This is a genomic window from Pseudomonas sp. A125, from assembly GCF_055409485.1.
Genome location: NZ_JBUZVP010000008.1, coordinates 185,916 through 199,252, shown reverse-complemented (window position 1 = coordinate 199,252; position 13,337 = coordinate 185,916). Strand labels below are relative to the sequence as shown.

11 protein-coding genes are annotated in these 13,337 nt (G+C 59.1%); 5 read left to right on the top strand and 6 right to left on the bottom strand.

What is annotated here, in order from left to right; genetic code table 11:
- Positions 1–31 precede the first annotated feature (31 nt).
- The 3 genes from alg8 to yaaA form a co-directional block, all read right to left on the bottom strand.
- On the bottom strand, positions 32–1,513 hold the full coding sequence (alg8, locus tag ACZRN6_RS13510; RefSeq protein WP_322147332.1) for a mannuronan synthase: 1,482 nt from the start codon (positions 1,511–1,513) through the stop codon (positions 32–34).
- 83 nt (positions 1,514–1,596) lie between these two features.
- Positions 1,597–2,913 (bottom strand): nucleotide sugar dehydrogenase, encoded by a 1,317-nt coding sequence (locus tag ACZRN6_RS13505; protein ID WP_464008180.1) that lies wholly within the window; start codon positions 2,911–2,913, stop codon positions 1,597–1,599.
- A gap of 891 nt (positions 2,914–3,804) precedes the next feature.
- Positions 3,805–4,584 carry a peroxide stress protein YaaA gene (gene yaaA, locus ACZRN6_RS13500; protein ID WP_464008179.1) on the bottom strand — a complete coding sequence of 260 codons (780 nt, stop codon included), beginning with the start codon at positions 4,582–4,584 and terminating at the stop codon, positions 3,805–3,807.
- Positions 4,585–5,302: 718 nt separating this feature from the next.
- On the opposite strand from yaaA, the gene ACZRN6_RS13495 reads away from it, so the two are divergent.
- The 5 genes from ACZRN6_RS13495 (at position 5,303) to moaE (ending at position 9,499) form a co-directional block, all read left to right on the top strand.
- A complete protein-coding gene (locus tag ACZRN6_RS13495) occupies positions 5,303–6,427 on the top strand; it encodes a polysaccharide deacetylase family protein (protein ID WP_464008178.1) in 1,125 nt (374 codons plus the stop codon).
- Between the two features lie 348 nt (positions 6,428–6,775).
- Positions 6,776–8,170: a PhoH family protein gene (locus ACZRN6_RS13490; protein ID WP_322147328.1), complete on the top strand. Its 1,395-nt coding sequence runs from the start codon at positions 6,776–6,778 to the stop codon at positions 8,168–8,170.
- 164 nt (positions 8,171–8,334) lie between these two features.
- Entirely contained in the window at positions 8,335–8,808 is a 474-nt protein-coding gene (gene moaC, locus ACZRN6_RS13485; protein WP_322147327.1) for a cyclic pyranopterin monophosphate synthase MoaC, read from the top strand.
- Entirely contained in the window at positions 8,805–9,047 is a 243-nt protein-coding gene (moaD, locus tag ACZRN6_RS13480; RefSeq protein WP_322147326.1) for a molybdopterin converting factor subunit 1, read from the top strand. The genes moaC and moaD overlap by 4 nt, the downstream gene beginning before the upstream one ends.
- 2 nt (positions 9,048–9,049) lie before the next feature.
- Positions 9,050–9,499, top strand: a complete 450-nt coding sequence (gene moaE, locus ACZRN6_RS13475; protein WP_322147325.1) for a molybdopterin synthase catalytic subunit MoaE — start codon at positions 9,050–9,052, stop codon at positions 9,497–9,499.
- 141 nt (positions 9,500–9,640) lie between these two features.
- Here moaE and ACZRN6_RS13470 read toward each other — a convergent pair whose 3' ends face one another.
- The 3 genes from ACZRN6_RS13470 to ACZRN6_RS13460 all read right to left on the bottom strand — a co-directional run bounded on the left by ACZRN6_RS13470 (position 9,641) and on the right by ACZRN6_RS13460 (position 13,193).
- Positions 9,641–10,777 (bottom strand): NAD(P)/FAD-dependent oxidoreductase, encoded by a 1,137-nt coding sequence (locus tag ACZRN6_RS13470; protein WP_464008177.1) that lies wholly within the window; start codon positions 10,775–10,777, stop codon positions 9,641–9,643.
- Positions 10,778–10,952: 175 nt separating this feature from the next.
- Complete coding sequence (gene rhlB, locus ACZRN6_RS13465; RefSeq protein WP_464008176.1) at positions 10,953–12,440, bottom strand: ATP-dependent RNA helicase RhlB; 1,488 nt, start codon at positions 12,438–12,440, stop codon at positions 10,953–10,955.
- Between the two features lie 96 nt (positions 12,441–12,536).
- The gene (locus tag ACZRN6_RS13460) at positions 12,537–13,193 is read right to left on the bottom strand and encodes an alpha/beta hydrolase (RefSeq protein ID WP_464008175.1); all 657 of its coding nucleotides are present in this window, start codon (positions 13,191–13,193) and stop codon (positions 12,537–12,539) included.
- Positions 13,194–13,337 lie beyond the last annotated feature (144 nt).

The window sequence follows — 13,337 nt, the reverse complement described above, 5'->3', positions numbered from 1 at the left end:
TAATTCCTAAGTTAATTCAGGCTTGGCAGGGTCAGACCATCATCAGCAGCACGGCGACGAAAATGCTGCCGGCGGAGAAGGTCATGGTCCGAGACGACCAGGTGTTGAACCAACGTTGAAAGCTGGCCAAATCGCGGGTCAGTTTGGTGTCCTGGCGTGTCCAGGACTGTTGATCAAGGCGGAAGAACACGTAGATCTTCACCAGAGCGCCCATGATCTGGTTGTAATAGAGAATCACCGGGTAGGCCGGGCCGATCCGGTGCCCGGAGCACGACAGCAGCAAGGTCAAAATCAGGCGGGTGATGCCGATCCACAGCAGGTAGGCGAGGATGAATGCGCCGCCGTATTTGAAGGTCGCGATGATCGCCACGGTCAGGCCCAGCAGGGAGGTCCACATCGATACGCGCTGGTCGAACAACACGATGCTGGTGAACAGGCCCAGCCGACGCATGCCCAGGCCCAGGGCTCGTGAGTTCTGGCGCAGGTTGTTGCCATACCAGCGGAACATCAGCTTGCGGCTGGCCTTGATGAAACTCTTCTCGGGCGGGTGTTCCACGGTGTGGATCGCGGCGTCCGGCACATAGAAAGTGTCGTAACCGAGGCGCATCAGGCTGAACCAGCTGGACTTGTCGTCACCGGTCAAAAACTTGAAGCGGCCCAGGCGCCAGTGTTGCAGCGAGTCGCTTTCCACATCGGCAATAAAGCCCGGGTCGGTGACGACGTTGGCGCGAAACACCGACATGCGACCGGTCATGGTCAGCACGCGTTTGGACAACGCCATGGAGCACATGTTGATGTGGCGCTGGGCGAAGCGCAGCTTGTGCCATTCGCTCATGATGTAGCCGCCGCGCACTTCGCAGAACTCGTTGGTGGTCAGGCCGCCGACATTGCCGAACAGTTGGAACCACGGCACGGTTTTGCGCACCACGCCCTCGGCGAGCACGGTGTCGCCATCGATCACGGCCACCACGGCGCGGTCGTCCGGCAGGTGGCGCGAGATGGCGCGAAAACCGAAGGCCAGGCCGTCGCGTTTGCCGGTACCGGCGATACGCACGAAGTCCAGCTTGACGTGGTCCGGCGGGTTCATCTTCGCCCACAGGCTCTTGACCAGCAGTTCATCGGACATTTCCACCAGCGAGCACACCACCGTGGTGGGGAAGCCACATTCGATGGCTTCGCGGATCACCGAGCTGTAGACCTGGGCAGTGGTCAGCGCGTCGATCCGAAAGCTTGTGACCATCAGGAATACGTGGGAGGGGTCTGCTGCCTTGCCCAGCTTGCGCACTTTGCGCCGCAGGTGCGGGTAGACCACGTACAAAAACAGCATGCCGCGAAAGAAATGCGTAGCACCCATCGAGTAGCGCCAGATACCGACGGCGCCAATCAGGAAAATAAAATTCTTCGACTCGGAGTCGAACGTACTCGCCGGCAACAGCAGGGCGAGTCCCATCAGCAGGCTCAGGAACAACAGCCAGCCGGCGGATTGCAGGAGTACGTGTTTTAACTTGGACATAGGCGTCATCCGCAGGTGAAGGAGGCTTCAAGCTGCAAGCGCTGGGGATCAGGACGCTTGCAGCTTGAAACTTGCCGTTGCCGTTACCAGCAAATGCCTTCGGTACGACCGGTCACGCTGGTGGCCTTGGACATGAAGCCCACCAGGTCGACCACTTGCTTGCCGTGGGGCGCGTTGTGCGCCAGGGCACGGAATTTCTCATCGCGGTTGCCCAGGATGATCACGTCGGAGTTGTTGATCACTTCGTCGAAGTCCGAGTTGAGCAGAGACGACACGTGAGGGATTTTCGACTCGATGTATTCCTTGTTGGCACCGTGCACACGGGCGTATTCGACGTTGCTGTCGTAGATGCTCAGGTCAAAACCCTTGCCGATCAGCATCTCTGCCAGTTCCACCAGCGGGCTTTCGCGCAGGTCATCGGTGCCGGCCTTGAAGCTCAGGCCCAGCAGGGCGACTTTGCGTTTGTCGTGGCTGGAGACGATGTCGAAAGCGTTTTGTACCTGGGACTCGTTGCTGCGCATCAGCGAGTTGAGCAGTGGTGCTTCCACGTCCAGCGAACTGGCGCGGTAGGTCAGGGCGCGCACGTCCTTGGGCAGGCAGGAGCCGCCGAAGGCAAAGCCCGGGCGCATGTAGTACTGGGACAGGTTGAGGGTCTTGTCCTGGCAGACCACTTCCATCACTTCGCGACCGTCGACACCCACCGCCTTGGCGATGTTGCCGATCTCGTTGGCGAAGGTCACTTTGGTCGCATGCCAGACGTTGCAGGTGTACTTGATCATCTCGGCAACGGCGATGTCTTTGCGGATGATCGGGGCATCGAGCTCTTCGTACAGCGACTGCAGGACATCACCGGACGCAGTGTCGAATTCGCCGATGACGGTCATTGGCGGCAGGTCATAGTCGGCGATGGCAGTGCTTTCACGCAGGAATTCAGGGTTGACGGCGACGCCGAAGTCGACGCCGGCTTTCTTGCCAGAGCAGTCTTCGAGAATCGGGATGACTACGTTCGCCACGGTGCCTGGCAGCACGGTGCTGCGCACCACGATGGTATGGCGGGTGGCCTTGTCACGCAGGACAAACCCGATCTCGCGGCACACCGCTTCGATGTAATTGAGCTCCAGGTCGCCGTTCTTCTTGCTCGGCGTACCGACGCAAATCATCGACAGGTCGGTATCACGGATTGCTTCGGCGAAATTGGTGGTGCCGCGCAGTCGGCCGGTCTGAATGCCCTGGCTCAACAGTTCGCCCAGACCTGGTTCAACGATGGGGGATTTACCCGCGTTGATCAGGTCGATCTTTTCCTTGGAGATGTCTACGCCAACGACCTCATGGCCCCGTGCAGACAGGCAACCGGCACATACTGCGCCGACGTAACCCAAACCGAATATGCTGATGCGCATCGCATTTACCTCATTGTTAATCGTGCCACTAGATGGCCGGAGTTCATGTTTTGAAGCGTCACTCAGGCACTGGAAAGTGCGACGGGTAAACGTCGATATGTCCAGTGCAGGCATACTAAAAGTCGAGTGACTAACTAATGCACTCAAGTTGTGCGAAACTTGGCCTTGTTGTTGTGGCTTGCCCTGAAATGCAGCCAGCCTTCCTGGGGAAGGGCCTGGCGCCAGTGCCGCAAGGCGTTGATAGGGGATTTTTGCCCTTATATATCAACGTATTGGGTTGTCTCACTGACCCATACAGGTGTGTTCAGCCTTGGCCTTTTCGGAGAAAGTAGGGATACCTTTTCGTCCGCCTTCAACTAGTCAGTTGATGACTTGACCATCGAGTCAAAGTTATATGACAACTTTGCTACTTCCCTTGGTCGCCATGTAAGCCATCTCTTACATCTGCAGAGATAATCGTTACCGGTGGTATGAGCGGTGCTTTAGGACATAGTTCCTGGCCACTCATCCTGTTTCCGGAAATTTTTTGAAATATTAGTAAAGATGGCACTAGTGCTATAGTGATAGCACTCGCTACTTGAGCCAGTAGTTGCGGGGAGTTGCGCGGGTTAAGTAGTTTTGTGCCACTACTGTTTGAAAAAGTAGGTGCCACTACGAAAAAAATTGACGAATGTCGAGTGAAATAAATGTTAGGGAATCTGAAGAATTATTTTTGACGCCAAATAAATGACGATTATTCGAGCTGAAGAGGGGTTTATTCGAGGGAATTGTTGTGGCGAGGGAGCTTGCTCCTGCTGGGGCGCGAAGCGGCCCTGGCTTTTTTGGGGCCGCTGCGCAGCCCAGCGGGAGCAAGCTCCCTCGCCACGGGGTTCCGGTTTCAGAAAGACTGAGTTATTCCGGTGCGTGATCGCGCAGGAACACCATCTTGTCGGGCTTGGACTGCTCTGCGTTGAAGCGATAACCCTGCACGTCAAACTCCTTGAGTTTGGCCGGGTCGTTGATGCGTTCTTCAATCACAAAGCGGCTCATCATGCCCCGGGCCTTTTTGGCGTAGAAGCTGATGATCTTGTACTGGCCGTTTTTCAGGTCCTTGAATTCGGTGTTGATGATTCGCGCGTTCAGCGCCGGGCGTTTGACTGCCGAGAAGTACTCGTTGGACGCGAGGTTGAGCAGCACGTCATCGCCTTGTTCGGCCAGGGCTTCGTTGAGCCATTCGCTGATGCGGGTGCCCCAGAAGGCGTACAGGTCTTTGCCACGGGCGTTGGGCAATTTGGTGCCCATTTCCAGGCGGTACGGCATCATCAGGTCCAGGGGGCGCAGCAGGCCATACAGGCCCGAGAGCATGCGCAGGTGGTCCTGGGCGTAGGTGAAGTCGGCGTCTTTGAAGGTTTCGGCGTTGAGGCCGGTGTAGACGTCGCCCTTGAAAGCCAGCAGGGCTTGTTTGGCGTTGGCCTGGGTGAAGGCTGGGGTCCAGCTGCCGAAGCGCGCGGCGTTGAGGCCGCCGATTTTGTCGGAGACGTGCATCAGTTCGCTGATTTGCGCCGGGCTCAGTTCGCGCAATTGTTCGATCAGCTCTTGGGAGTGGTCGAGGTATTGCGGGTGGGTGAAGCGCGGGGTGGCCGGCTTTGACTCGAAATCGAGGGTTTTGGCGGGGGAAATCACCGTCAGCATGAAGTCGTCTCCTTTAATCGTGGGGGGATTCTAGGGGGTAGGGCGGTTTGACTCCACCTATGATGGTGATAGATGGCTGTGCGGTCGTTGGTGTACATATCCGTTTCTTTGGTAACGGCTACTTAGGGTTCCGCTCTTACAGCGGGTCACTTTTGAAAAGCGCAAAAGTAACCAAAACGCTCTGCCCCGCCTGTCGGCACCTCGCCTAGGCTCGGTGTGCCCGAACGAAGGCATTGCTCCGCGGGCCGCCGCGACGGCCCGTCCCTGGCCCGTCGCGGCTAAACCGGCGTCCTGCCGGTTTACCCGCTCCTCAATCCCTGCGTTCGGCCTTGGGCTGAATGGGGCAGTCAGATCAAAAGCAAGATCAAGAACACAGCGGCCTACAGGCCGGCTTGAGTGTTGGAAGCCAGATCAAACACCAAAGCAGAGCCGCTTTTCTGTAGGAGCCGGCTTGCCGGCGAATAACCTGAGGGCGCCGCGTTGAATCGGGATGCCAGCGTCATCGTTGACGACTTTCGCGAGCAAGCCCCACATTTGAACCGGGGCGTGTCTGTTTTTGATTTGGCTTTTGTTTTTAACACTCAAGCCGGTCGGTAGGTGGCTGTAAGAGCGGAATCCATATCAGCCGTTACCCAATAACGGATATACACACCAACCCAATAGCCCTCCCCACGCGATCGGCTATAGTGCCCGACGACTCTGGAAAGGGAGACCCTTCGTGCGAATTGCGCTTTTACTGTCAGCCTGGCTCATCTGCCTGGGCGCCCAAGCCGCCCCCGTGGATGTCGCGACCCTGGACCGCGGCACCTGGCCCGAACGCCTCAGCAGCCCCGCTCTGTTCGACGTCGCCTCACGCGCAGAAATCCTGATGTTCGCTCACACCCTGCTGGCCAGCGAAGCCCTCGACGACACCGCCCTCAAACAACGCCAGGGCCTGAAAATCATCAACCAGGCCTCGATCGACGACCTGCGCCGCCAACTGTGGCAACGCCTGCTGGAAAACTACACCTTCGCCCAACAAAGCTGCGAACAAGATGCGTCCTTCTGCTACCTGGTGGAAAACATGGACGACCTGCGCGAACAAGCCGCCAAGTTCCAGGTCAGCGACAGCTCCTTCTATATAGGTTGGGCCGGCCCCAGCCGCGCATTCCACGAGCGCTACCTGGATGAACAATTGCGCAAGGCCGCCCTGTTTCCGCAAATCAGCAGCGAAATCGCCCGCTTCGGCGACCACGAACGCAACGGCGACGAACTCAACGACCGGATGTTCCTCCTGACCTTCGACAGCGGCCCGTCCCCCGTCAGCGGTAACACCGACTGGCTCACCGACTACCTGCGCAAACAAAAACTGCACGGCATCTTCTTCGTGCTGGGCAACAGTCTGCAAACCCGCGTCGAGAAAAGCTCGGCCAGCGACGTGCAGGCGCTGTACCAGGGCCAGTGCGTCGGCATTCAGGGCTGGCAGTACCGCTCCCATAGCCACTGGGTCGACTGGCAGTCCTCCATCACCCGCAGCGCCTCCATGGCCCAAAACCTGATGCCGGAAAACTACCTGCCGCTGTTCCGCCCGCCCTACGGCCAGCGCCGCTCCGACAGCCAGGGCTTCTTCCAGTCCCAAGGGCTGCAAGTGGCGTTGTGGGACATTGATTCTGAAGACGAGCCTGGCAAGCTCAAGGCCGATGAGTCGGCCAATCGCGTGCTGACGCTGATGCTGCTGTGGCGGCGCGGGGTCATCCTGTTCCACGACACCCAGGACAAGGCACGCATCGCATTACCGTGGCTTTTACACGCCACGGCAGAAAGTGGACTCGGCTGGCAGGATTGCCGGGAAGCGTTTCGCTGAAAATGACCAAGTGCCCGGCCCTGTTGGGGCTGAGGTTGGGTAGCGGCAAAAGTTGGAGATATTTCAATACAGGCGGACTTCCGACTTTAACGGTGCAATGCCGGCTCGCCTAGTGCTATTCGTCATCCTGAAAAATAAACTTCAAAAAAGCGTCAAAGTGCTTTTTCCTGTCATGTGTTTTGCGGTATTACGAAGACAGACAGCCGAACCCTGCAACACAGGTGGCGTCTTCCAAGACACCTCTTGTGTGCACCGCACTTGACGCCCCTCAAGTGCGTTCGACGGTCGAATCGAGGCGCAGCACTGTCGCGGTATTGCGTCGACTGGCTCCCACAAAGGTGACCGAGTATGGATGATCATGGACGTAACCCTTCTTCCGACCAGCCAATCCTTTATGTGCTTGATACCAACGTACTGATTCACGATCCAAACGCACTGCTTAACTTCGAAGAACACCACGTCGCCATCCCGATGATCGTGCTTGAGGAACTCGACAAACTCAAAAGCGGGCACCACAGCGTTGCCGCCGAATGCCGCCAGGCCATCCGCCTGATCGACAAGACCCTGGGTGAAGCCTCGCCTGAGGATGTTGAAGTCGGCGTGCCTATCCAGCGTGGCAAAAGCGGGCCCAAGGGCTTGCTGTCGATTCTGATGAACAAGCGCAACGAGCCCAACAGCCTGTTGCCGGAAAACCTGAACGACAACAAAATCATCAACCAATTGATCGACCTGCATGCGCGCGACAAGGACTTGCGCCTGGTGCTGGTGACCAAAGACATCAATATGCGCCTCAAGGCACGAGCGTGTGGGATCGCTGCCGAGGACTACAGTACCGACCAGCTTGTCGACGACGTGTCGATGCTGTCGCGGGGTTATCACACCATGACCGGCTCGTTCTGGGACCGTGTGAGCAAAGTTGAAACCCGTCAGGACCATGGCCGCACCTGGCACCAGGTACAGCTGATCGACAACCTGCCGGCCGTGCACATCAACGAATTCATCATCGACGAACAGGGTTTTGTGGGCTGGATCAAAGAGATCCAGGTCGACAAGCTGCTGATCCTCGACCTGCATCAGGAACCCCTGTTGCACCAGGAAGCCTGGGGCCTGAAACCGCGTGATATCTACCAGAGCCTGGCGCTGTATGCCTTGCTTGATCCGGACATCCACCTGGTCAACCTGACCGGCGCCGCAGGCTCGGGGAAAACTATCCTCGCCCTGGCTGCCGCCATCGAACAGACCATGGTTACCAAACGCTATCGCCGCATCATCGCCACCCGCAGCGTGCAGGGCCTGGACCAGGAGATCGGGTTTTTGCCCGGCACCGAAGCGGAGAAAATGGAGCCGTGGCTGGGGGCGATCACCGACAACCTCGAAGCCTTGCACATGGATGACGAAAACACCCATGGCAGCGTCGATTACATCCTCAGCAAAGTGCCGTTGCAGTTCAAATCCCTCAACTACATCCGAGGTCGCAGCTTCCAGCAAAGCCTGATTTTGATCGATGAATGCCAGAACCTTACCCCGCACCAGATGAAAACCATCATCACCCGTGCCGGCGCCGGTTCCAAAGTGGTGTGCCTGGGCAACCTGGCACAGATCGACACCCCTTACCTGTCCGCGACCAGCTCCGGGCTGACTTACCTGACGGAACGCTTCAAGGACTTCCCGAACGGCGTGCACATCGCCCTGCAAGGAGTCCCTCGTTCGATTCTGGCCGAATACGCCGAATCTCACCTCTAAGCACGGTCAATGTAGGAGCTGGCTTGCCTGCGATAGCATCACCTCGGTTTGTCTGAACCACCGAGGTGATGCTATCGCGGGCAAGCCCGGCTCCCACACAAGCCAGCTCCCACATTTGATCTGCGTTGGGTTTACAATCGGGGCTCCTGATCAGGAGTATCCCTGTGCTGACTCATCTCGATTCCCAAGGTCGCGCCCATATGGTCGATGTCACTGAAAAAGCCGTGACGTTCCGTGAAGCCGTGGCCGAAGCGCGGGTGCGCATGTTGCCCGAAACCCTGAAAATGATTGTCGACGGCGCCCACCCCAAGGGCGACGTGTTTGCCGTGGCCCGCATCGCCGGGATCCAGGCAGCGAAAAAAACCAGTGATTTAATCCCCCTGTGTCACCCGCTGATGCTCACCGGGGTCAAGGTTGAGCTCAGTGCCGATGGCCTGGACGCCGTGCATATCGTCGCCCGCTGCAAACTCTCCGGCCAGACCGGCGTGGAGATGGAAGCGTTGACGGCGGCCAGTGTCGCCGCCCTGACGATCTACGACATGTGCAAGGCCGTGGACCGTGGCATGACCATCGAACACATCCGATTGCTGGAAAAACTTGGCGGCAAGAGCGGGCATTTCAAGGCGGACCAGGCATGAGCATCACCGTACTGTTTTTTGCCCGTTACCGCGAAGCCGTAGACCTGGACTCGCTGGAAGTCGAAGGCGAGTTCGCCACGATCGAAGCTGTGCGCCAGGCATTGGCCGGGGATGTCGGCTTTGAGGTGCTCAACGAAACCGGCTTGATGTGCGCCCGCAACGAAGAACTGTGTTCGCTGGACGAGCCGCTGGTTGATGGCGACGAAGTGGCGTTTTTCCCGCCAGTGACCGGAGGCTGACCATGGCGATTCGGGTGCAGGCCGAGGCGTTTGATCCGGGTGCTGAAGTCAACGCGATGCATGCGGCCAATGTGGGCGTGGGCGCAGTGGTGAGTTTTGTCGGCTATGTGCGCGACTTCAACGATGGGCTGGATGTGGCAGGAATGTTCCTTGAGCATTATCCGGGCATGACTGAAAAAGCCCTCGGCAAAATCACGGTGGAGGCTGAACAACGCTGGCCGCTGCTCAAGCTGGAAGTGCTGCACCGCATCGGCGCCCTGGAGCCCGGTGAGCCGATCGTGTTCGTGGCAGCGGCCAGTGCCCATCGCCAGGCGGCGTTCGATGCCTGTGCCTTTGTGATGGACTACCTGAAGACGCGCGCGCCGTTCTGGAAGAAGGAAAACACCAGTGAAGGGCCACGCTGGGTGGACGGGCGCGACAGCGACCACGCTGCCGCTGACCGCTGGAAATAACCAAACTGTAGTGAGGGAGCTTGCTCCCGCTGGGCTGCGTAGCGGCCCTAAAAATCCTGGGAGCGCTGCGCACTCCAGCGGGAGCAAGCTCCCTCGCCACAGCAAGCTCCCTCACCACAGCAACCTCCCCCGCCTCAGGGGTTAGGTAAAGGCTTGCAGCCGGTACGGGGACAGCATCGCTTCGGTTAACCCGAACGCCGCCAATGTTTCCGGCAAAGGCTTCCCGCGCACCAACGCCGCACTGGCCTGGCCCATCGCCGGTGACGTCTGGATCCCATAGCCGCCTTGGGCCGCAACCCAGAACAAGCCCTGCACCTGTGGATCGAAGCCGCACACCAGATCCCCATCGCTGACAAAACTGCGCAGCCCGGCCCAGGTCCGCGCAGGGCGGCGAATGCTCAGGGTGGTGGCTTCTTCGATGTGATAGATGCCCGTGGCAATGTCCAGCTCTTCAGGCTGCACATCGTGGGGCTCCACCGGGTCGGCATTGGCCGGTGAGCCGAGGAACATGCCGGCGTCGGGTTTCATATAGAACGAACCGTCGAGGGCGGCCAGTTCCGGCCATGCATGGATGTTCAGTTCGGCAGGCGGGGCGAACACGAACGCACTGCGGCGCTTGGGTTGCAGGCCGATTTTCCGTGCGCCGGCCAACTCACCGATGTGATCGGCCCAGGCACCGGCGGCGTTGATGATCACCGGGGCGCTGAAGTGCTGGTGTGCAGTGCGCACTTGCCACATGCCCTGATCATCGCGGGTCAGTTTTTGCGCGTCGTTGTCGGTGTGGATTTCACCGCCATTTCGCCGAATGCCGCGTAAATAGCCTTGGTACAACGCATCGGTATCGATGTCGCAGACGGTCGGGTCGTAGATGCCGCCGTGGACTTTTTCCCGGCGCAGGATTGGCATCATGGCCATCGATTCCTCGACGTCGAGCAGCCGCGTTTCCGGCACCAGGGCCTTGGCGCTCAGGTATTGGCGCTGCAACTCATCGGGGTCGCCGATCAAGTCCACCAGCAATTCACCCCGAGAAGTGAGCAGTGGGTGCTCGGCAAAACCGGTGGGCGGGTGATCAAAGAAGGCGCGACTGCCAAGGGTGAGGGCGCGCACCTGGGGCGTGCCGTAGGCGGCGATGTACAGGGCGGCGGAGCGGCCGGTAGAGTGGTAGCCCGGCATCGACTCGCGCTCCAGCACGATGACGCGGGCATGTTGTGACAGCCAGTAACCGGCGGATGCGCCAGCGATGCCACCGCCGATGATGAGGTAGTCGGCCTGGTTCATGTGTTCCTCCTTGAATTTGAAAGCGCTGAAACCAAATGTGGGAGCTGGCTTCTGTGGGAGCCGGGCTTGCCCGCGATGCAGGCACCTCGGTATGTCAGTTACACCGAGGTGATGCTATCGCAGGCAAGCCAGCTCCCACACAGGCCAGCTCCCACATTTTTTACCGCATTCCAGCTTAAGGGCGTTTGCGCTCCACCGCTCGCAACAAATGCGTCGGCGGCGTTTCGCAGCTGATCTTGCGGCCCAACAAGGTTTCGATCGACGGCAACTGATACGAATCGTCTTCACCGGCAAAGCTGATCGACACGCCCGCCGCGCCCGCACGGCCGGTACGGCCAATCCGGTGTACGTAGTCGTCCGGCACTTCCGGCAGGGTGAAGTTGATCACGTGGCTGATGCCATCGATGTGAATCCCGCGCCCGGCCACGTCGGTGGCCACCAGCACACGAATCTTGCCTTCGCGAAAACCTTCCAGGGTCTTGATGCGCTTGTGCTGCGGCACGTCGCCGGATAATTGCGCGGCGTTGACGCCATCACGCACCAGGCGCTCTTCGATGCGTCGCACTTCGTCCTTGCGGTTGGCAAACACCATCACTCGCTCCCAACCGTTGTCGTTGACGAGGTTGTAGAGCAGCTTGTATTTGTCGGCGCCGGCGACCGCATAGATGTGCTGTTCGACGTTCTCGCTGGCAACGTTGAGTGCCTCGATCTCGACGATGGACGGGTCGGTGGTCCACTGCTTGGCGAGGTTCATCACGTCTTCGGTGAAGGTCGCGGAGAACAGCAGGGTCTGGCGCTCGTTTTTCGGCGGGGTCTGGCGAATGATCTGGCGCACTTGCGGGATGAAACCCATGTCGAGCATGCGGTCGGCTTCGTCCAGTACCATCACTTCGACCATGTCCAAATGCACGTCGCCGCGCTGGTTGAAGTCCAGCAAGCGGCCCGGCGTAGCCACCAGGATGTCGCAGTGGCGCGCTTCCAGGTGTTTGAGCTGCTTGTCGAAGTCCATGCCGCCGACAAACGTCATGACGTTGAGGCCGGTGTATTTGGTCAGGTCGGCGGCGTCCTTGGCGATCTGCACCACCAGCTCCCGGGTCGGGGCGATGATCAGTGCGCGCGGCTCACCCATGTAGCGCTCTTTGGGCGGCGGGGTTTCCAGCAGTTGCGTGATGATCGAGATCAGGAACGCGGCGGTCTTGCCGGTGCCGGTCTGCGCCCGCCCGATGGCATCTTTGCCGGCGAGGGTGAAACCCAGTACCTGCGCCTGGATCGGCGTGCAGTACGGGAACCCCAGGTCCTGGATGGCGTGCATCAGTTCCGGGGCGAGCTTGAAGTCATGAAAGCGGGTTTTGCCTTCCTGGGGTTCGACGGCGAAGTCTTCCAGTTTCCAGGGAATAACCACAGGTTTGGGCGCGCGTTCGCGGCGCGGTTTTTCCTGGCGTGGCTCCTGGCGTGGCGTCTCGGTGGGTTGTTCTTCAGCGACATTAACCGTGGCGGGTGTGGTCACCGGCTCTTTTTTTGGCGAGGCTACAGGTGCGGTCCGGCCAGTCTGCTGGCCGTCATTGCGGCTGCCTTGAACGTGGGCGGGGGCACTGGAACCTGGCGCGAGCTGCTCAGCCTCGCTTTTACCAAACATCTTCTTGAGTGCTTTGAGCACGGTCATCTCATCAATTGGTTAAGGAATGTACGCCGGCCAGTGTAATGCAAGAATCGGGCGCGGCGTAGTGCGTTGGTCATACGGCTACACAATGGGTGGTTTTCAGCCCAGGCGGGCAGCCAACCAGTCACCAATATCGTGTATCTCCCGGGGTAACACTTCGTGGCCCATTGGGTATTCCTGCCATGCAACGGTGACACCGCGCGACTTCAAATGCTCATAGGCGCTGCGGCCCATCGCGTTCTGTACCACGTCGTCGTTTTGGCCATGCAGGCACAGCACCGGAATCCGTTGCTGGCTGGCCGACAATTCAAGTTCGTCACCGAAGGTCGGAGCGTAGGTGGAAAGGGCGATTACGCCACCCAATGCGCCCTGCCATTTAAGGAAGGCGGTGTGGAACACCACCGCGCCACCCTGGGAAAAACCGGCAAGGAAAATCCGCGAGGCGTCTATCCCGCTGCTTTTTTGTTCCTTGATCAGGTCCGTGACCATTTTTGCCGAGGTTTCCAGCTCTTCAAGGCTGATGGAGCGCGCCGGGCTCATGGCCTTGATGTCGTACCAACTGGGCATCTCATAGCCGCCATTAATGGTCACCGGACGTGTCGGCGCCTGGGGCAGAACAAAGCGTGTAGTCAGGAGTTTTTCCTGCAGGGCTTCAGCCACCGGCAGGAAGTCGTAGCGATCGGCACCCAGGCCATGCAACCAGATTACGCAGGCGTCTGCGGGCTTGGCGGGCTGAAGAATCAAGGGTTCGGTCATGTCTGCTCCATAAATGTGCGTGCGCTCCGATTGAGTGCGTCGGAACGGTGCGCGACAGGTTGATCTGTTAAGAGAATGTCGCAAGGTTGAATGTTTTGCTCTTGACCATGGGCTGAAACGACTCAGCCGCCAGTCTGGTACGGG

Excerpts from the sequence above, each read along its gene's own strand:
- alg8 (WP_322147332.1), bottom strand. The coding sequence starts at position 1,513 with ATGTCCAAGTTAAAACACGTACTCCTGCAATCCGCCGGCTGGCTGTTG.
- ACZRN6_RS13505 (WP_464008180.1), bottom strand. The coding sequence starts at position 2,913 with ATGCGCATCAGCATATTCGGTTTGGGTTACGTCGGCGCAGTATGTGCC.
- yaaA (WP_464008179.1), bottom strand. The coding sequence starts at position 4,584 with ATGCTGACGGTGATTTCCCCCGCCAAAACCCTCGATTTCGAGTCAAAG.
- ACZRN6_RS13490 (WP_322147328.1), top strand. The coding sequence starts at position 6,776 with ATGGATGATCATGGACGTAACCCTTCTTCCGACCAGCCAATCCTTTAT.
- moaD (WP_322147326.1), top strand. The coding sequence starts at position 8,805 with ATGAGCATCACCGTACTGTTTTTTGCCCGTTACCGCGAAGCCGTAGAC.
- moaE (WP_322147325.1), top strand. The coding sequence starts at position 9,050 with ATGGCGATTCGGGTGCAGGCCGAGGCGTTTGATCCGGGTGCTGAAGTC.
- ACZRN6_RS13470 (WP_464008177.1), bottom strand. The coding sequence starts at position 10,777 with ATGAACCAGGCCGACTACCTCATCATCGGCGGTGGCATCGCTGGCGCA.
- rhlB (WP_464008176.1), bottom strand. The coding sequence starts at position 12,440 with ATGACCGTGCTCAAAGCACTCAAGAAGATGTTTGGTAAAAGCGAGGCT.
- ACZRN6_RS13460 (WP_464008175.1), bottom strand. The coding sequence starts at position 13,193 with ATGACCGAACCCTTGATTCTTCAGCCCGCCAAGCCCGCAGACGCCTGC.